Annotated in this window: 5 protein-coding genes and 7 pseudogenes; 7 read left to right on the plus strand and 5 right to left on the minus strand. The window is 46.8% G+C overall.

The features are described 5' to 3' along the window. Positions 1-239 precede the first annotated feature (239 nt). The 7 genes and pseudogenes from ASL14_RS25825 (at position 240) to katA (ending at position 17,525) form a co-directional block, all read left to right on the plus strand. Positions 240-3,668, plus strand: coding sequence for a non-ribosomal peptide synthetase (locus ASL14_RS25825; protein ID WP_134914683.1), 3,429 nt, complete (start codon positions 240-242; stop codon positions 3,666-3,668). Between the two features lie 831 nt (positions 3,669-4,499). Then, positions 4,500-12,199, plus strand: a pseudogene (locus ASL14_RS29760) (amino acid adenylation domain-containing protein); the annotation flags it as partial. Further along, the gene (locus ASL14_RS25835) at positions 12,196-13,077 is read left to right on the plus strand and encodes a glycosyltransferase family 17 protein (RefSeq protein ID WP_202894809.1); all 882 of its coding nucleotides are present in this window, start codon (positions 12,196-12,198) and stop codon (positions 13,075-13,077) included. The pseudogene ASL14_RS29760 and the gene ASL14_RS25835, both read left to right, overlap by 4 nt. A gap of 274 nt (positions 13,078-13,351) precedes the next feature. Next, a pseudogene (locus ASL14_RS25840) lies at positions 13,352-14,256 on the plus strand (NUDIX hydrolase). A gap of 46 nt (positions 14,257-14,302) precedes the next feature. Next, positions 14,303-15,207, plus strand: a pseudogene (locus ASL14_RS25845) (TIGR02452 family protein). Positions 15,208-15,269: 62 nt separating this feature from the next. After that, positions 15,270-15,871, plus strand: a pseudogene (gene cysC, locus ASL14_RS25850) (adenylyl-sulfate kinase). Positions 15,872-16,068: 197 nt separating this feature from the next. Further along, positions 16,069-17,525, plus strand: a pseudogene (katA, locus tag ASL14_RS25855) (catalase KatA). 506 nt (positions 17,526-18,031) lie between these two features. Here katA and ASL14_RS28645 read toward each other — a convergent pair. The 5 genes and pseudogenes from ASL14_RS28645 to nikC all read right to left on the minus strand — a co-directional run bounded on the left by ASL14_RS28645 (position 18,032) and on the right by nikC (position 21,774). After that, positions 18,032-18,460: an MATE family efflux transporter gene (locus ASL14_RS28645; RefSeq protein WP_335338638.1), complete on the minus strand. Its 429-nt coding sequence runs from the start codon at positions 18,458-18,460 to the stop codon at positions 18,032-18,034. Continuing rightward, positions 18,457-19,340 (minus strand): annotated as a pseudogene (locus ASL14_RS25860) (MATE family efflux transporter). Before ASL14_RS25860 ends, ASL14_RS28645 begins: the two are co-directional and overlap by 4 nt. Further along, on the minus strand, positions 19,307-20,149 hold the full coding sequence (locus ASL14_RS25865; RefSeq protein WP_134914685.1) for an ABC transporter ATP-binding protein: 843 nt from the start codon (positions 20,147-20,149) through the stop codon (positions 19,307-19,309). Before ASL14_RS25865 ends, ASL14_RS25860 begins: the two are co-directional and overlap by 34 nt. Further along, complete coding sequence (locus ASL14_RS25870) at positions 20,142-20,978, minus strand: ABC transporter ATP-binding protein (protein WP_134914686.1); 837 nt, start codon at positions 20,976-20,978, stop codon at positions 20,142-20,144. The genes ASL14_RS25865 and ASL14_RS25870 overlap by 8 nt, the downstream gene beginning before the upstream one ends. 7 nt (positions 20,979-20,985) lie before the next feature. Continuing rightward, positions 20,986-21,774 (minus strand): annotated as a pseudogene (gene nikC, locus ASL14_RS25875) (nickel transporter permease). Positions 21,775-21,827: the final 53 nt, after the last annotated feature.

Here is a 21,827-nt window from a genome sequence, read left to right on the forward strand (position 1 = left end):
CTCTGTCACCTGATGTCATTTCTTCATCTCCAGCTAAATTCCCATTTTAATGTAAAGTTGTGATTATAGTTTATCCACAAACGACTTCTACGTTCCATACATTCTCTTTTTTGGCATAAGCTTATACAAAATTTTATAATTTTTTGCTGTATTCCCTATCAGGTAGTTTCGAAAAAGATGCTTGTAGAGCAAACCTTAAATCGTATGAATGTTAATGGGAGAAGGAGATGAGGCGGAGCATGTTACACGGTACGTTAGCGGATTACCCGCGGGATACAACGATTCATCAGTTGTTTGAGGGGGAGGCCGAGCGCACACCGGAGCAAGTGGCCGTTGTATTGGGAGACAAGCACTTGACGTATGCTGATCTGAACAAACAGGCTAATCAGCTTGCCCGGGTTCTGCGGAACAAAGGCGTAAATAAAGGCGACCCCGTCGGGATAATGGCCGAATGCTCATTGGAAATGATCGTCGGTATTTTCGGGATTTTAAAAGCCGGGGGAGCCTATGTGCCGATTGACCCGGAATACCCCAAGGAACGTATACGCTATATGCTGAAAGATTCTGGTGCAAAGCTCCTGCTAACCCGGCTACCAATTGAGCAACAAGTGGAGTTCAACGTTCCTGTAATGGATTTGTCGGACAAGCGAAATAACAGGGAAGAAACAGGGAATCCAAACTCCATTCAAGGCTCAGATGCACTAGCCTGCATTATGTATACGTCAGGCTCTACGGGCGAACCGAAGGGAAACCTGACGATGCACTACAATATTACACGTGTTGTCAAAGAGACAAATTACATCCGATTCGCGGCAAAAGACCGAATCTTGCAATTGGCCAGTTTTTCGTTCGATGGTTCTACTTTTGGCATTTACGGAGCACTGCTCAACGGAGCCACCCTCGTTTTGACCCCACAAGCCCATATCATGAATGCACGTGAGCTATCGAGTGTACTGCGGACACAACAGATTACAAAATGCTTCATCACGACAGCACTTTTTAATGCATTGATGGATATTGATCCGGATTGCTTTGCAACACTTGAAACCTTGCTATTCGGTGGTGAAAAGGTGTCGGTCAGCCATGTGCGCAAAGCATTTGCCCGTCTGGGCTCTGGCCGTTTAATTCATGTCTACGGACCGACCGAGAGTACGGTATTTGCAACGTTTTACCGGATTGATCATTTGGATGAAGCTGCAAATACCGTACCGATCGGTAAACCCATCAGCAATACGTCGGTTTACATCATGGATCATGACCAGCATCCTTTGCCACAAGGAGTTGCAGGTGAACTGTACATCGCCGGCGATGGATTAGTGAAAGGTTATTTGAACCGTCCAGAGCTGACAGAGGAGAGGTTTATTCCGTTTCCAGGGGTGCCGGGGGGCAGGTTGTACCGAACCGGAGATTGGGCAAAAGAGCAAGCGGACGGAAACATTGAATATATCGGCCGGATCGACGAGCAAGTGAAAATACGGGGCTACCGAATTGAGCCAGGGGAAATTGAGGCACAGCTATTAAAAATAAAGGATATACAAGCAGCGGTTGTTATCGTGCGTGAAGATGGGAACGGACAGAAGCAACTGGGAGCGTACTTTAGGGCAAGCCAAAGGCTGACGGCAGATGAAATTAAAAACACGCTTTCTGCAAAGCTGCCGAATTACATGATTCCCTCTTTTTTTATGCAATTAGAGCAGATGCCACTGACACGGAATGGAAAGCTTGATCGCAAGGTACTGTTGTCCTTTGAAGACAATGGACATACCATGGCAGCAAACATTTCTCCTGAGGCAGGGCTAGAAGCCAAGCTGATGGAAATCTGGCAGGATGTATTAGGTATTCAGCAGTTCAGTGTTGTAGACAGCTTCTTTGACCTTGGTGGACATTCTATTCATGCGCTTACGTTAATGTCAAGGATGGAGGGTGCTGGATATCATACCACTTTGACAGATATTTACCACTATAAGACGATCCGTGCGCTCGCTGCATATCTTCAATCGGCTCAAGAAAGTGAAAGAGCCTTGAAGCAGCAGGGCACTATAGAAACCAAGCAAGAGTTGATTTCCTGGCTGCACCAAGAAACAGATGGCGTATACGATCTGGTGAAGTATCAAGTGAGGGATTTTCTTCACGAAGTGAGAGATATTCGGGTGCTTTACTTCAACTCCGTGGACGACGTTAATCCTATCATGCGGATCATGAACGGGAAAGTCGCTAAAGAACTGCAGCCGCATTATATTGTACCACTGCATCAAAAAGTAAAAATGGATAATCAATACCAGGTCATCGATGAAGAGGAGTTTGTCCAGCGTCTGGGCTTGAAAATCATGGACACGGATCAGGCGGCGAGGTTGCGCGAGCAACTGGAAGACGATTATTTAAAAAGAGATCAGTGGGTTAAAACGGGACAAGTGGCACAAGAATATCCGCTAAGTGGAATTCAACAAATGCAAATTTCATTTCATACACCGCCGAGTATTGGCCTATTTAGGCTGGACGAGTATGTGAATTATGATTTTTTGAATCAGGCTTATGCTCAATTTGTACAAAGTCAAGGATTACTGAGAAGCATTCCTGTACAAAGAGATGAATGGACGTATTGGAGGGAATACGTCCTTCCCGGCGCCGATTTTCCAACACTCACCATCCTCGACGTAACGGACTGCAATCCATATGGCCCCTTTATGGAAATGATAAATGACTACATGACGAATACCCGATACACGGGAGAGCGTACTTTGTTTCAGATGTTTGTGCTAAAACGAAATCTGCGTGAGCATGTTGTTATTACGCTTTATCATCATGCAATATGCGATCGGGTGACTTCGGAAGTAGCTGAACGACAGGTAATGGCTTGCTACAGGAGTCTGCTTCAAAACGAATCCCTTCCTACGGATGAAGTAAAGCCCTATAAGGATTATGTAGAACAAATCCAAAGCGGACCCAGCGGAATCACTGAACAGGCATTGATATCCGACTTTCATCTGGAAGCGTTCCAGCAAAGCAAGCAGGACCTGTTACAAACTCCGAAGCTAAGAACGAGCACAGAAGCCTATCTGTTTAGCGTGAGCATCCCGGCTGAAAATCCATCCTTGGAGTTTGCGCTCTCTGTCTTTACAAGGGGCTTGCAAATTTATTTAGGTATGGACCAGTTGCCATTGCTATTTTTATATGATGGAAGAAGGTACGATGAGGCGACGTATTATAACACGGTCGGTGAGTTTATTGATTTTGTGCCTATGCTGATGGATATGAAGCAGAACCCGGATGAAATGCTGCTGTCTGTCAGAAGCAGGCTAGATTTATTAAAACGCCACACGATTAATTTTATGAACCTGCTTACAGGACCTGCCTACAAAAACAGGTGGGAACGTGCCAGAACACTTGTACAGTTTGGGAAGCAGTATGAGCAGCTAGATGTATTCATGTTTAACTATTTGGCTAATAGCGCAAAGGAAGGGTTGAAGTGTAGCCAATTTTACGATGATACGGTCATAAAGCAACCGAATCCGCTGCCGATCTATTCGCTGTTCAACTGCATCGCTACCTCCTACACAGACGGTCTTATTTTTTCGATGCGGTGCAGTTACGAGATAGAGGTTGAGGAAGTCAGGGCTGCTTTTTATCAGGCCGCCGGTATAGCATCTCAGATAGGGGAGGTTCAATAAGTGATCCAACCTTACTTGCCTTTATTTTCCCATCGCAGGGGGGAAGCCGGACAGCCTGAAGACAAAGATCAAGTCCTTTACCATATTCGTTTGGAAACAAGACAGGTCAAAACGATCATGGAGTTTGTTCAGCAGCATCAGTTGGGTATGCCTTCTTTTATCGCAGCCATATGGTCTGTGCTTTTATCCCATTACGCCAATCAATATACAGTACCTCTTTTATATTCCATGTTATCAGACAAAGAGGGGACACGACGTTGTCAGGACTATCCGCTTTTTATCCATATTCAGAAGGAAGATCATCTTCTCTCCTTGATGCAAAAAATAAAGAAAAAATGGGATAAGCGAGATAGCAGCATTAAGTGGAGTGAGGATCTTTCGCAGCACATGAAAGTGGATTCCCCATCAGAAAAAGATGAGGATTTTTTCAATGTGGGCATCGTAGAGACTTGTGGTGATCTCTCGCATTCAAGTTCGAGCACAAAAGCACTAGCTTCTCTATGCGGTATAAATCAGCCTGAGATTGCGCTCTGCTACCGTCATGGTTCGGAAAGATTAGAGTGCGCAATACAGTATGATAGCAGGCATTTTGGTAAAAAGCAGATCGCTAATCTCGCAGGCCACTTTCAGATACTGCTGGCCAATGCACTCCATCTTCCGGAGAAAGCGGTACTCCTTCACCCCATACTGACAACGAAAGAATACGAGCAGATACAACAATGGAATGATACGGAACAACCATATCCTTTGGATAAAACCGTGGTTCAACTGATTGAGGAGCAGGCTGCCAGAACTCCCGATGCAATCGCTTTGGAGTTTGAAGGGCAGAAACTGACCTATTCGCAGTTAAATCAGCGGGCTAATCAAATCGGCCGCGTGATTCTAGATTCGGTTTCCACAGGAGAGGATGGCGCTTTACAACCCGGCACGCTGATTGCCATCTTTATGGACAGAAGCGCAGATGTAATCCCGGCAATGCTAGGAGTTATGAAGGCAGGGGCCGCTTATCTTCCGATCGATCCCCAATATCCTGGAGAACGGGTTCGATTTATTTTAGAAGATGCGCAGGCCAAAATGATTATCACGCACAGTCAACTGGTAAATAAGCTAAATCTATCTATGAATCAAATGAGTATGAAAGCGAATTCGCTTATTTGTGTAGATGAATGCCTGGTGCAGCCGTACGATCATCCCGACGAGAATTTGAATATTCAGGTTAAACAGAACGACCTGGCCTATGTCATCTACACATCCGGCTCCACTGGAAATCCGAAGGGGACGCTTATTGAGCACGCCGGACTGGTTACGTTAATCCCTTACCTTGTTGAAAAGTTTCGTATTATCCCTGACTCCAGAGTTATGCAATTCGCTTCCATCAGTTTCGACGCTTCGGTCTACGAATGGATCGGAACGTTAACAGTAGGCGGGACACTTGTTGTGCTGTCGAATGCGGAGCTGCCTCCTTATGCGGATATTTCAGATGTACTCAAAGAGAAAAATATCCACATTGCCATGCTGACGCCGTCTGTGCTGCGAACCATGAAACCAAGAGAACTGCCTGAACTGCATACAATCGTATCCGCAGGAGAACCCTGTACGCCTGATATTGTAAATTATTGGGGAAGAGGACGACTGTTTGTGAACGCTTACGGACCGACCGAAGTGACGATTTTATGTTCCACCTCGGTATGCAAACCAGAGGCAGAAATCACGATTGGCAAACCCGCCTATAACAAACGATTGTTTGTATTCAATCCATTTGGTAATTCTGTGCCGGTCGGTGTTCCCGGTGAATTATGGGTGGGCGGCATAGGGCTTGCCAGAGGATACCTGAATCGTGAGGAGCTGACCCAGGAGCGTTTTGTTCACAAAGAGATGAGCATCGGAAATGAGTCACAGCGAGAACGGTTATATCGAACCGGGGACGTCGTGAAATGGACGCCAGATGGTGAACTGGTATTTATCGGCCGTAGTGATGAACAGATTAAAATCAGAGGCTACCGTATCGAACTGGGTGAAATAGAGCATCAGCTTCGCCAGCACCCTGACATCCGTCAATGTGTCGTTCGAGCCTGGAAGGACGAGTCCTTCCATAAACTGGTGGCTTACTATACTGCCTTAAAAAGGCTGACTGAGGCTGAATTGGCCCAGTATGCAGGCTCTATTTTACCTGCTTATATGGTTCCTGGTTATTTTTGTCAGCTGGATTCAATCCCCGTAAATACAAGCGGGAAAGTTGATCGTCAAGCTCTTCCCGATCCGACCACATTATTTGTCCCTGCTGAGAATGCTGCGGAAGCAGGGGAGGGCAGTTTCGAAAAGCGACTGCTTTGCATTTGGCGACAAATTTTAAAAAGAGGAGATATCGGTGTAAACGATCATTTTTACGCGGCCGGGGGAGATTCAATTCTTGCCATTCAGGTCGTCTCTATGGCCAGAGATCACGGTATGATGCTGACCCCAAGACAAGTTGCAGAGCATCCAACTATCAAGGAATTAGCCGCTGTGGTTACTTGGACAGAACGTGAGAAGAAGGAAGATAGTATGGTTGATTTGACAGGCGAATTTGGTCTGACGCCGATCCAGCACTGGTTTTTCGAGCAGCAGTTCAAAGAACCGCATTATTTCAATCAATCCCAGCTGTTTCTACTCCGTGGTTGTGATCCCGTAAAGCTGGAAACGGCCATCAAACAATTGATCAGACTTCATCCAGAGCTTTCGATGCAGCTCGTAGCTGGCAAGCACGGATATTCGCAGCGCTACCGAACGGATACCACCATTCAGCTTGCCAGTCACACTATTCAGCAAATCGCTGATCCCGAATCTGAAATTTCAAGCATATGCGATGCATGGAACAGACAACTGAATTATGAGACAGGCCCGATGATTTGTGCAGGCGTAATCCAAGGTCATCCTGACGGTCAAGTCCGCTTTTTTATGACGATTCATCATTTGGTTATTGATGGCGTGTCCTGGAGAATATTGGTTCAGGAATTGGATCAATTGTATCATGGCTCAGAACTGCCTCCTGTTTTAAATCCATACAAAAGGTGGCATTATGCATGGATGGATTATTCCAAACACCAAGATACTTTAAGTCATATTGAATATTGGAAAAAAGTACAGCTTCAAAGTGCAGCATTTGTGCTGCCGATAGACCATTGCCCGGATCATAGAATGAGCAGTGAATCTTCGGAATTGGTTACAAAGCTTACTCCCAACGATACGCAGCTACTTTTGTATCATTGCTCCCAGGCATATCATACCGAGATCAATGATCTGCTGCTTACGGCCTGGTCGCTGGCTCTCTCCGCTTGGTCTGGGCAGAAGACGATCGCGTTTCGGTTAGAGGGTCATGGACGTGAGCATTTTGTAGCCGATATGGATCTGACAAGAACCGTCGGCTGGTTTACCTCAATGTTTCCGGTGTGCATTCGGATGACGGACAATTGCAGCTTGGGGGCGACGATTAAATCTGTCAAAGAGCAGTTACGTTCTATTCCTCACCGTGGCATGTCATACGGTGCTTTGAGATACTGCCATCCGAGCGAAGAAGTCCGTTCCGAGCTAACAGCTTCCGAGCCACAGGCTCTATTCAATTATTTGGGTCAATTCGATCAGGCAAATACGAGCGGGCTAGAGCAGTGGATAGGTTTTACACGTGAAGCAGCACAGGACCATAGCTCGCCGCTTAATCATGGAACAAGCCTGTTGGAACTTAACTGTTCCATCGTTCATGGACAACTGCATTTGTTCATGAAATATAGCAAACGTCACTATGAAGAAACGACCATTACTCAGTTGATAAATACTTTCATATCACGTTTGCTTTCTATCATCGAGCATTGCAGCCAGGCTAATTACGAGGAGTTTACACCAAGTGATTTTCCATCGGTGTCACTGGAGCAGCATTCGCTGGATCAGATTGTAAAGACCTATTCTAAGCAATATGGTCTGAATAAAATGATGCATTTAAGTCCTTTGCAGGAAGGACTGTTGTTTCATTATTTAGAGTATCCGGCATCCGATCAATACTTTGTGCAGGTTAATTGGAAATATCGTGGGAGGCTGGAGGTAAACCAGTACCGGGAAGCCTGGGACAGTGTCATTGCCGAAAATGATTGCTTGCGGACATGTTTCATTTGGGACGCGCTGGACAAGCCCGTACAATGCATTATCCAAACAGCAGAATGGGACTGGACGTTCTTGGATTTTGGAGCAGAGCAACCCAAGCGGCAACAGGAATGTATTGAACGGTGGATGGAGATGGATCGCAATCGTCGTTTTGATCTGAGCCAGCCTGCGTACCGTATCACATTGATTCAGACTGCACCGGAAGAATGGACGATGCTCTGGAGTTATCACCATATTTTGCTGGACGGTTGGAGCCTGCCGCTGCTGCTAAACCGGGTTCATGAACTCTATGCTTGTAGATTGCAAAATAGAATGCCACAGCGCAGCTTGTCCCGCTCTTTTGAAGCGTATATTCAATGGCTGAATGATAAGGATCGCACAGAGGCCGAGTTATTCTGGAAGGCTTATTTGGCCGAAGTAACGGAGCCGACCCTGCTGCCGATCGAGAAGGGAAGTACGATTCCCGATGTACATCAACCGATTAAGAACCAGCAGATCCAGACCCTTCACATGGATTCGAGTCTAACCAAACGTATAGCCACTTTTGTACAGCAAACACAGGTTTCGCTCAATACCTTGGTGCAGTTTGCATGGGGAAAGTGCTACAGGTCTATCATGATGCAGATACAACCGTATTCGGCATGGTCGTTTCCGGGAGGGGATCGGATCTTGCAAAAGGGGATCGCATTACAGGTATGCTGATTAATACGTTGCCCTTGGTCATGCACTGGAATGTGGAGCAAACCATCACAGAATATGTAAAGCACCTACACCGGACGATTCAGAAATTGAATGACTACTGCTATGTGAGCCTGAACGAACTGAAGAGGTGGAGTGCTATTCATGGTCATGCCATGTTTTACAGCATCGTGGCCTTCGAGAATTATATGAACGACTACCGTCAGCCTGAACATGGTTTGGAAATGTCAACTATGGAGGAACGAGAGAAAACCAATTACCCGATGACTATCACCATTGCCAATGACGGGGAACAGATCACTGTCAAATTTATTTACGATGCGGATCGCTTGAAGCAAGCAATGGTTTGTCGCCTAGCTGAGCATCTGCTAAATACATTGCACTATGTGCTGGAACATCCGAGTCACTCCGTCGGAGACGTGTGTTTTATAAGCAAGGACGAATATGATCAAGTCGTCTATGACTGGAACGATACGTATACAGACTATCCCAGAAATCGTTCGATTGTTGACTTGTTTCAGGAGCAAGCGAGGCTGCGTCCTTCACAGCCGGCAGTAATTGCACACAACAAGGTTATAACTTACCGCACCATGAACCAAATGTCCCAGCAGATTGCCCATTTGCTAGTAGATGATACCGACAGTCATGGGAAGTTGATCGGGGTTTATTTGCCGCGATCCATCGAGTTCATTGTCTCCATTCTGGCGATTATGAAAGCGGGATGTGCTTATGTGCCGATAGACCCCGATTTTCCGGCAGAAAGAACCCGCGAATTGATCGAGGACGCTAAACTGGACACCATCATCACCTCACATAAAGGAGCGGAAGGTATCTCGAAAGCCTGTAATGGAATCCATTTAAAACTGATTGATATAGAGCGTTTTGACCAGACTGGAGTAGTACCACAAGAAGAGAAGGAGCCTATAACTGCTCCTAATGACCTTGCTTACCTACTGTATACATCCGGCTCGACGGGAAAACCGAAAGGCGTGATGGTAGAACATCGCAATGTCATCCGCTTGGTTAAAAACACCAGCTATATCCCGTTTTCCTCTGACATCAGGTTGCTTTATACAGGTTCGCCTGTTTTTGACGCTTCCACGTTTGAAATTTGGGGGACATTGCTAAATGGAGGTCGTCTGTTTGTAGTTTCAAAGGATGACCTTCTCAATATCCAACTGCTGGAGCAACGCATGAAGGAGTGGGAAATTAATACATTATGGCTAAGTTCCGCCCTGTGTAATCACTGGATTGAAGAAAATGAAAAGATGTTTGCTGAACTTAAATGGTTGGTCGTGGGCGGGGAAGTTTTATCGGCTAAGCATATAAATCGTATCCGGCTGGCCTGTTCAGAACTTTCGATTCTCAATGTATATGGTCCAACGGAGAACACCACGTTTTCGACGAGCTATCGGATCAAAGAGACTTTTGAGCAAGATATCCCCATTGGCAAGCCGATTAGTAATTCAACTTGTTATATCCTGGACAAACAGGGTCGTATTCAGCCTATCGGGGCGGTTGGGGAACTATATGTAGGAGGAGACGGGGTTGCGAGGGGCTATTGGCTGCAAAACCAATTGACACAGCATGCGTTTACTCCGAATCCCTATACTTCTGCCAAAGATCGTGAAAGAGGAGAAAATCAGGTTCTTTATCGTACAGGAGATCGGGCGAAATGGCTACCGGACGGTAATATCGAATATATTGGACGGGGTGACGATCAGGTGAAGCTTCGCGGCTATCGAATCGAACCTGGCGAAGTCGAGTTCCGTCTTGGCCGCTATCCTGTCGTGAAAGAATGTCTGGTTGCTGCCCGCGAGCTTCACGGTGAATTACGGCTGATCGCTTACTATACAGCGGAAGAGGAGGAGCGGGAGGGAGAGCTTCGTACGTTTATGGCTGAGGGGCTTCCGGCTTATATGCTACCCTTCCGTTACATTTGGCTGAAGTCGTTCCCATTAACGGCTAACGGGAAAATCGACCGTAAAAAGCTTCCTTTACCGAAAAGCCAGAACAGTCATAAAGAACCAAATTCCAGTCCAAAAACTGAATTGGAACAAACCATTGAAGAGATTTGGAGCAAGGTTCTGCAACTTGAGACTATCCGTAAGGATGAAGATTTTCACACGTTGGGAGGGCATTCGCTTCATGCGCTGCGTATAGCCAGTTTGCTGCAAAAAAGCGGATATCCGGTTACAGTCAACCAAATATTTCGTGAACAGACCATCGAACGTTTGGCCCTTGCATTGAGCAAAGCTAGGACGGATACTGCAACTGTCCTTTGTTCGGATAGGAATATCCCATATATTCAGACTATAAGAAAGGTGTACCCGAATGATGGATTTCCGCTGTCTGCTGTACAAAAACGTTTTTTTCAAAGAGATCTGCTGAATCGCAACATGTTTAATGTACCTTACCTGGCTCTGCTCAAGAAATACATCCCCAGACAATTGCTGGACTCGTCGCTGGAGGCACTATGGAACAAACATGCGGCGCTACGCTTGTCATTTGCTCAGCTGGATCATAATGAATGGTATCAATATGAGCAGACCATGAGTGTGGAACAGGTTGTTTCTTATGTAGATTTGCAAGCGGTCCCGGGATCACATGACGCCTGCATTTCGGAATACTGCTCGAATGCTCAGCATGGATTTGACATCGGGGCTGGACCTTTATGGAAAGTCGTGCTGTTTGACCATTATTGCGGAGAGAAACGGCAGGTGGTATTGCTCCTGTTCCATCATTTAATTTTTGACGGGATATCCATAAACATTTTTTTGGAAGACTTGAGGCATCTTCTATTACTGGAAAAGGGGAGTGATTGGCTCCTGCATAGGGAGGAAGAAAGCAGCTATCGGGATTGGTGCGTGGGATTAACACAATATGCGGCAAAGGGCCTTCCTCCTGACGCATCAGCCTTCTGGGCCAAGGTTGTGGAAGGCGGCAAGTCTTTACAGGTTGACACGGAATCGGAGACACGGCCTCTCCACCGTCATATGACTACCATAACACAAGATTTGCTTGAAGGAGAGGAACATATTCGCCTTTTAAAAGCGGTGGCTGTCAAGCAGCATACTACACCGCTGAGCTTGATACTTACGGCATTGTCGCAGGCTTGTTTCCAATTGAAAAGGCAATCGGATTTGCTGCTCCATGTGATGTCTTATCAGCGTGAGTCCTTTTTGCCTGGGATTGTAATTGATCGTACGATCGGTTTTTTTGCTGGAGCTTATCCCATTCGAATTCAGATCCCGGAAGAGGAGTTATCTAAAAATGGGGAGGTTGTACTGGAGCATGTCAAGCGCACATTACAGCATATTCCATCTGAAGGACTGGATTACTTTATTCTACGATATTTGATACAGGATATGAATTCCCATACGGAGCCGCTAAAAGACGGAACACACATGCTTTTTCATTATCAATCCGAGGAAATGAACGGGCTGGCTGATGATTTGTACGAACCTTTGGCCCTTCCTTACGGAAATACGAACGCGGCGGACAACCCCTCAGCTTACAAGCTAAATATGACGGCTAGCCTTAAACATGATCGGTTAAGTTTAACCTGCTATTACAGTTCACTGCATTATGAAGACCGGACGATTACTGAGTTTGTACGCTTAATATCCGGCTATCTGTGCCAAAGCATTGGTGTTCGTCCAAATACTATGATAGTGAAAGGAGACTTCCTGCTATGAAAATATACGAATTTTGCCCTTTTTTTAATGAAAACCGGATTGCTGATATCAAAATAAAAGAAAACGCCTGCTGGATTGACGAGCTGCATGTGATCGAAGCCAACAAGACGTTCAGCTATTTGGAGAAGCCCCTCAACTTTAAAGCGGATGTTCTTGGCCCCAAAGTAATTCATCATCCATTTCATGCCGATGAGCTGTTTCGCAAACCAGAGAAGGAATCATTGTATTTTAATGTGGATAGCTGCGGTGCGGATCACTTTGACCGCTGGTACTGGCGTCTGCTTAGCTACAACAGCGCGTTTCATAACGAAGCTTGCCAAAGAAACCAAAGTGCTTCTATTTTGCGGGATAAGGTTGAGGACGATGATATAATCATTTTGGCTGATTTCGATGAGATCATTGATAGCCGGATGGCGGATCGTTTGGTTTCAGAAGTGAAGAAGCATGAGATTATTACGATAAAAATGCACTACTCTGTATTCTTTCTGAATCTTTTTTGCCAATCCAATCATGGCGCCCCTCATTGGAGCTATCGCGTATTTGCCATGACAGGTCGGTATTTTAAAAGTATGCCATTCTCATCTGACTATCTCAGGAAGAAGGGGATTGCTGAAGCACTGTACCAAGACATCTATTGCCTGGAAGAACCAGCCGGATTCCATCATTCGTGGCTTGAATATCAGAAAACCGCGCTCCCCAAGCTGCAGGCATTTGCCGCCAATGTAGAGGATAAAAGTATATTGAATACAGATTATATTGATCAATGTTTGCATGATAAAAAACTGTACTATATCGATACCGAGCTTTATGTTGATAACTCAAAATCGTTTTTGAGCAGTTTACAGGAGCTTGAAATAGAAGATCTTTGGTATAAGTAAAGGAAGCCAGGTTTAGCTGGCGGAGAAGCCCGGTCGATACAGAACGAGGGCTTCTCTTTTCTTTTTTTAGACATAGGAATGCGGTGTCCTTTATTTGGATCGGAGACGTATTTCATGAAGATGCTGTTGACGAAGCATGATTTATATATTACTCTATTGATATTAACATTTTGTTTTTATCAATTAGATAAAATAAAAAAAATTTAGATAGGCTGTTTTCGCTGCTTGATTTAGAAACAACTATTACCCAAATATAAACAGGTAGGTGACGCAAGTGACAGATATATCGAAGCACAATCATAACGGCTTGACGGAGGAACAATTTTTGACCGCATATGATGCCAATCAGTATGAGCGTCCATCGGTAACGGTGGATATGCTGCTTTTTACCGTGATGGATCAGCTCCAGCACAATTACCGCAAGCTGCCGGAGAAGACACTCCAGCTACTTCTGATCCAGAGGGGGAGCATCCGTCTCTGGGACAGTGGGCGTTGCCAGGCGGCTTTGTAGGGATGGATGAAAGCCTGGAAGAGGCTGCACGACGTGAGCTTAAGACAGAAACGAATGTAGACCGGATTTATATGGAGCAGCTATATACGTGGGGAGATGTAGCACGTGATCCACGTACGCGGGTCATCAGCTGCGCTTACATGGCATTGGTAGACCACGATTCACTGGAGGTACAAGCCGGAGATGATGCTGCGGATGCCCAATGGTTTGAGTTGGACTACAATGTGGCTCAGGAGACGCGGACGAATCAGTCGGACGGTTACAGATGGGAACAAGACATTAACATTACATTGAAGCACGGGGATATTCACCTGTCAGCCAAAGTAAAAGTGACTGAAATTCTCAAGGGGAAAACCATTGAGGTCAAGCGAGAAGTGCTGAAATCCCAAGGAATTGCTTTTGACCATGCCAAAATTATTGTGTACGGAATTGAGCGTTTGCGCAGCAAAATAGAATATACAGATATCGCTTTCCACCTGATGCCAGCCCTGTTTACATTGAGCGAGCTTCAACAGGTATATGAAATTATTCTGGGTAAGGAGCTGTTGGCCGCGGCCTTCCGTCGCAAAATAGCCGAACTCGTGGAAGAGACGAATGAATATAGAAAGGCGGCCGGACATCGTCCGTCCAAGTTATACCGATTCAAGCCCCGGTCGCGTTTTATGTAGCATGAAGTAATATGAAATGAGGAATTAACGTGGAAAAGTTTACATTTTGAAACATACCATGGACACCCGGAGCAACCGGGATATTCGATCACATATGGCGCAGGAAACGTTATCTATTTTGGAGAATGGATATTATACGAATACCAAACAGGCACAAGTGAATATTGCACAAGAGGTAAGCAATGCCATCACAGGCTCGAAACTATATGCACCGTCCCAGCTTGTGGCTGTAAAACAAGAGGCGGAGGAAAAGATTCTTCTATTAAAAGACGCATTAGAGTCTTCTCGGCTGACGCAACAGACGATTCATGAGAAGATGGAAGTTACGGGAGAAAGCACATTGGAGGCGGCGTATAGGCTCCAGGTTTCGGAGAAGCTGGAGCACGTGGCGTGTCTGAATTTTGCATCAGCCAAAAATCCGGGAGGCGGATTTCTCGGAGGAAGTCAGGCACAGGAGGAAAGCTTGGCTCGTTCGTCAGCATTGTATCCCTGTATTTCACAAATGGAAGAGATGTACCAGCACAACCGGAAGCTGCGGAGCTGTTTTTATTCGGATTATATGATTTATTCGCCTGATGTTCCGGTGTTCCGGATGATCAGGGAATGCTGCTGGAGAAGCCGTACCAAGTCGCTTTCCTGACCGCACCTGCTGTTAATGCTGGAGTCGTGCGAGAACGGGAGCCAGAGCAGGTAAATCGGATTGGCGAAGTGATGCTGGAGCGAATCTGTTACATACTCAGTTTGGCTGCGCAAAACGGGGTAGAGCATCTTGTGCTGGGAGCCTATGGCTGTGGGGTATTCCGCAATAAGCCGGAAGAGGTTGCCGTCTGGTTCAAGCAAGTGCTTGTAGATGAAGGATATGGATTGTTGTTTGACCGGATTGTTTTTGCGGTACTGGATCACACAGCAGGGCAGCGTACCTTGAACGCCTTTAAACACGGTCTTTCCTAAAGCTGGGGGACGTGTTTCAAAAACCATATACAGTGATAAGTTATGAAAAAGGAGAGTGCTGAATGAATCCAAATCCAAACGTCACCTGGCATGCGTCAGACGTTGACAAGCAAGCGCGCCAGCTTCTGAATGGGCATAAAAGCCCGGTACTTTGGTTTACGGGGCTGTCTGGCTCGGGAAAATCAACGGTATCCTCCACACTGGAAAAAGCACTATTTGCACGAGGCATACACACGTTTATTTGGATGGGGATAATGTTCGGCATGGTTTAAATCGCAATCTGGGTTTCCTGCCCGCTGACCGCAAAGAAAACATCCGTCGTATTGCTGAAGTAGCGAAGCTGATGTCACATGCGGGGGTGTTGACGATTTGCGCTACGATCTCTCCTTATCGTGAGGATCGTGAAATGGTAAAGGATATCTTGCAGCAGGAAGGCTGTTATGAAATTTATATCCAGTGCAGTCTGGAGGAATGCGAGCGACGTGATCCCAAAGGCATGTACAAGAAGGCAAGAGCCGGAGAAATACGCCATTTTACCGGTATTGATGCGCCTTATGAAGCACCTTTGGAGCCTGAACTCATCGTATCCACTGAAGGCCGGGAGATTACCCAGTCGGTTCAGGATATACTGGATTTTCTCGACAGAGAGCAGCTGCTGCTCTAATCTTCGTCAAACCTTTTTCAAATCTTCCTGAAATCTTCATTATCTAAAATGGAATTCATGTTTAAATAGAATAGACCTCTCGATCTTGAAGCCGTCTGAATTTCCCCCTGGTTTTTTCAGATATTCGGCACCAGAGGCGGGAGGTTTTTTGATTACAGCATATATCCAACCAATTCATTCAAGAGGTGATTTCAATGATGAGTAAACAACCAACCAACCTGACTACCAGCTGGGGCGCTCCTGTCGGTGATAATCAAAATTCCATAACGGCTGGATCACGCGGGCCTACATTGATTCAGGATGTGCATCTGCTGGAAAAGCTCGCGCATTTTAACCGGGAACGTGTGCCGGAGCGCGTGGTTCATGCCAAGGGCGCAGGGGCGCACGGATATTTTGAAGTCACTAATGATTTATCTGCCTATACAAAAGCAAGCTTTTTATCTGAGGTGGGCAAGCGCACACCGATGTTTATCCGTTTTTCTACGGTTGCCGGTGAGCAAGGCTCATCCGATACGGTACGCGACCCGCGTGGTTTTGCGGTGAAGTTTTATACGGAGGAAGGCAACTACGATCTTGTAGGCAACAACACACCTGTATTTTCATCCGGGACGCTATCAAATTTCCGGACTTTATTCATACGCAAAAACGCCACCCCCAAACTCATCTGAAAAACCCTAATGCCGTTTGGGATTTCTGGTCCTTATCTCCTGAATCGCTGCATCAAATAAGTATTCTAATGTCCGATCGCGGCATTCCTGCTACACTCAGACATATGCATGGATTCGGTAGCCACACGTTCAAGTGGGTCAATGCCGAAGGGCAGGCGGTATGGGTGAAATATCATTTTAAAACAGAGCAAGGCGTACAAAATCTCGATGTAGATCTGGCTGCCAAAATTGCCGGTGAAAACCCGGATTATCATACCGAAGATCTGTTTAATGCCATTGACAAGGGCGACTTCCCTGCATGGAAGCTTCATGTACAAATTATGCCTGTGGAGGATGCGGACACATACCGCTTTGATCCATTTGATGTGACGAAGGTATGGTCGCAAAAGGATTACCCGCTGATCGAGCTGGGACGCATGGTATTAAATCGCAATCCTGAGAATTATTTTGCAGAAGTAGAGCAAGCAACGTTCTCTCCGGGTTCGTTCGTTCCAGGTATTGAAGCATCTCCGGATAAAATGCTGCAAGGACGCCTGTTTGCCTACGGAGACGCACATCGCTACCGTGTAGGCGCAAATCACAATTCATTACCGATCAATCGACCACATGCGGAAGTACACAACTATCAACGTGATGGTGCATTGCGTAGTGACGACAATGGCGGCGGATCGGTCTATTATGAGCCTAATAGCCTCGGTGGGCCGAAAGAGTCTCCAGCGCACAACATCGCTCCTTTTGAAGTGAGTGGAGAAGCACAAAGTGTGGGTTATGATCATCATGATCACTATACTCAACCGGGCGATCTGTACCGTCTGCTCAGCGAAGAAGAGCGTGCGCGTCTGGTACAAAACATCGTGGGTGCGATGAAGCCAGTGGAAAGTGATGAAATCAAGCTGCGTCAGATTGGACATTTCTATAAGGCTGATCCTGATTACGGTCGCCGTGTAGCCGAAGGCTTGGGCTTGACTGTTCCGCAAGGCGAATAGAAGTGTCTGCAACTCCCAAACACAAATTCCCTTAATAAACATAAATAGGATGTCTCAACGCCACGTACATGGTATGGGACATCCTTTGCTTTTGAGTACGTTGTAAAGCAGGTGTTTGTGGTGGACGCTCCGCGAACGGAACGTTGCTCCAATCGCTGTTGTCTCCAGATTTATTGAATCACACTAAGCGGTGTAAATCTGGAGACAAAGGCGACCGCTACCGCTTTTCCGTAATCGTTCCGTCCTCTCCGCTGCTTTTAGGTGTGCCAATCTTACAAACCGAAGGAAAATTCTAAAACTAGAAAAGCCGCAAGCCTCCAATAATCCGAGGTTTTGCGGCTTATTTTGTGTGTTTTGGTGTTTAAAAATATAATGATGTAAACAGCATAGAGCAAGCAGAGAGGACGGAATCGTTCTGTAGAAGCGTCAGCGATCGTAAGAATACTCCGTCCGCGTAGCTGTTATAGAAGCGCACGCATTAACACGTTCGTCAGCACTATAAGCTGCTATATCCTATGCAACCGAGGCAAGTAGATCATAAGAAACAGTGACCGTCCTAATGCAAACACGATAAAGGACAGCCAAAGTCCATGATTCCCATAATGAGGAACGCACCAGAAGAGAGCGATCAAAAAGCAGACCAATGAAATCATCATAGAATTACGGATGGGGTACGTTACCAACATCCCCGTAAACACACCGTAGAATACCAGTCCCAGTCCGGCAGCTAGCGGAAAGGCCACAAGCCAGCCATTGTAAGGGCCTGTAAGGCTAATCACTGTAGCATTATCTGTAAACAGTGAGATAAGCGGCTCTTTCAGTGCCAAATACAATCCTCCCGTCACTACGCTGGTAACCAGCGTCCAGAACCAGGACAAGTGGATAACTCTTTGGAGCATTTTCCGATCTCGGGCACCACGGGCCTGCCCCGTCATGATGCTGCTGGCGTTAGCAAACCCGTCAAAAAGTAAGCTATAATGTAGTGGATCTGCAACAAAATAGCGTTCGCTGCCAACTGATCGGTTCCAAAGCTTGCACTGCGTGCCGTAAACAGATTAAACATCGTCAGCAGACAGGCTGTACGAATCATGAGATCAAGGTTCGTCGCCATGACACTTTTCAACTCTGAGACTCCAAACCATCCTCGCCAATTCATCGGCCCGCTTCGCTTCCATTCTCTCCAAATCGATGAACGGAACACCAGCACAAGACCAAATACACATGCAAGAACTTCCGCAATCAGAGTAGCGCTTGCCACACCAGTGACATTCCAATGCATGATTTGTGTGAATACAATAGCCAATACCATATTGATTACATTCATCGAAATTTGCAAAAACAATGTCGCCTTCACGCGGGACAAACCCATCAGCCAGCCGAGCAGCACATAGTTCACCAGTGTAAGAGGGGCTCCCCAAATACGAATGTTAAAATAAATCGCTGCCTGCGCCGCCACATCCTGAGCAGGATGTATTAACTGTAGAGAAGCTAGCAGGATCGGCTTTTGCAACACAATGAATGCCGCACCGATGAGTAAAGCAATGGCCAGTGGGCGCATGAGAGCAGCTATGCCCTGGTCGTTATTTTGTGCCCCGCGGCTTGTGCCGTGAAAGCTGATGTGCTGACTCGCAGAAAGCCAAACAACCAATATAAAGTATTGAAAATAAGAGTACCCACTGCTACACCGCCTAAATACGCGGAATGGCTCAAATGACCGATTACTGCTGTATCCACCGCACCGAGTAGCGGGGTTGTAATCGTCGAAATAATTAAAGGGACAGCTAAAGCAAGATAGGCTCGGTGGGAAGGCAACATGTTGAAAAAACCTCCAGTAACGATTGTGTATAGGGATGGCGATCCGAATGAAATAATGCTTCTTTGGAAAAATGCTCAAGCACACTGCCATCTTTCATGACCATGATTCGATCACTCATAAAGTGCACAGCCGCCAGATCATGGGATATAAACAGATAAGCCAGCCCAAGCTCATCCTGTAAATCCTTGAGCAGATTCAAAACGGTGGCTTGTGTGGTCACATCCAAACTTGCTGTTGGCTCGTCCAATACGATAAAATCCGGCTCTGTGCTGATGGCGCGCGCGATGGTTACACGCTGCTTTTCCCCACCGCTGAGCTGATGTGGAAACTTATCCAGATAGCTGGCTGGAAGCTTTACCATACCAAGCAGATGTTCTGCTATATCCCGACGTCCTGAGGGCATACCCGCCATAAAGGAAGGAACATAGTACTTGAGCTGGTCCAGTGGTTCCATCAGTGATTGCAGGATGGTTAGTCTGGGGTTCAAAGCCGCAGCAGGATGCTGAAATACCGCACCCAGCCTGCTGCGAATCCGTTTTAATTCGCTCCGCTTTAACCCCCAGATAGACTGTCCATCCAGTCTAAGCTCACCTTGATCAAACGGGTCCAATGTCAAAATACAGCGAGCGAGTGTGCTTTTCCCACTGCCACTTTCTCCGACGACGCCCAGACATTCTCTGGGTGAGATCGACAGTGCAACATCTTGTAGCACTGTTTTGCCTCCCGCGTAAGCCTTCGTCAAACGGGAGACGGTAACGACAGGATTAGACGTGTCTTGCCGCTGAGCGCAGGTGGCTTGATCATTCATGTAAAGCACTCCTTTCCGATGCGATCTGTTCTTCGGTGCTGTTGTATGGCAAACGTGCTGGAGCGCCCGGAGACAGCGGCGGAATAGCCGCCAGTAGGCGACGTGTATACGGGTGGGCCGGATGATTCAGCACCGCTTGCGTTTCGCCAGTTTCAACCAGTGAACCTGCACGCATCACTGCGATTCGATCCGCATACTTGCGTACATGCCGCAGGTCGTGAGTGATCCACAAGACGGAAATACCTGTTTCCGTCCGGATTTGGTCAATGAGCTGGAGCACCCGATGAGCTGTGAGCGTATCCAGCGCGGTTGTTGGCTCGTCCGCAATGAGCAACTTTGGCTCCAGCAGCAGTGCAGCCGCAATAGCCGCCCGTTGCAATTGACCGCCGCTGAGCTGGAACGGATAGCTGCGGTACACACGCTCGGCGGGAAGCTGTACGCGCTCCAGCACCTCGATACAGCGCTGCTTACGCGCCTTGCGATCTTGTTTGCCGTGAGCGCGCATCAGCTCGTCCAGTTGGCTGCCCACACGTAAAAAGGGGGCGAAGGCTCCGTGATAGTCTTGAAAAATGTAAGATATTTCACTACCAAGCAAGGAACGTCTTTGTTTAGCGGATAGGGCTAGCAAATTATTGTCCTTCCACGCAATGATTCCTTCCGCTGTAACAGAAGAGGGGAGCAGGCCACCAATAGCGAACGCAGTCATGCTTTTGCCGCTACCGCTTTCGCCGGCAAGTGCAAACCATTCCCCCTGACGAACGGCAAGTCCCAGTTGCTCTACAATTATTTTTGCTTTTGATCGAATTGTCAAGCCTTCAATAGTCAGCATGTGCAGTTCACTCCTCCGTCCGGGTTTTAACATCATAACGGTCGCGCAGCTTGTCTCCAAGCACGTTCGCCAGTAGCACTGTTAGCACGACAGCTATCCCGGGAACCAGCATTAGATGGGGAGCCATTTGAAATACACTCGTCCTTCATTCAGCATGGTGCCCCATTCGGGTATTGGCGGCTGTGGACCTAAGCCCAAAAAGGATAGGGAGGCAATCATTAAAATGATTTGCCAATATCCAGCGTAGCCAGTACCAAAACATTCCCAATTGCATGGGGGAGAATATGCCGCATGACAATCCGCAGGGAGGAGGTACCCGCCAGTATGGATAACGAAATGTAATCCTTTTGCTTTCAGCCAGAACGGTACTGCGCACCAGCCGTGCATAACCAACCCATTTTACCGCAGTCACCGCGAAAATAAGATTCACTAAGCCTGGTCCGAGCAAGCCGCTCAGTACAATGGCAAAAATATAATCAGGTAATGTCATGAAGGCATCGACCACCCGTTTGAATACACGATCCATCCAGCCTCCAATAAATCCTGAAAGCAGACCAAGAGGAACCCCGACAACCAGTGAAACGGTCAAAATCAACAAACCGGTTCCGACAGTCGTCTGAACTCCTGCTATCACTCTCGATAACACATCTCTTCCCAAATGATCGGTTCCCAGCCAGTGCGTAGCGCTGATCGGTTGAAGCCGATTCCCCATCTGGATACGATACGGATCTTGCGGAGCAAGGAACGGAACGACTGTAATTGCTGCAAGAATGAGCAGGATGGAGAGCGACACGATCCATGCTTTGGACAATCGTGTCCTGGTGAGCCGCCTGTTTTCCGCATGTACGG

The sequence above is a fragment of the Paenibacillus sp. IHB B 3084 genome (assembly GCF_001447315.1).
In the GTDB taxonomy this organism is placed as follows: domain Bacteria; phylum Bacillota; class Bacilli; order Paenibacillales; family Paenibacillaceae; genus Paenibacillus.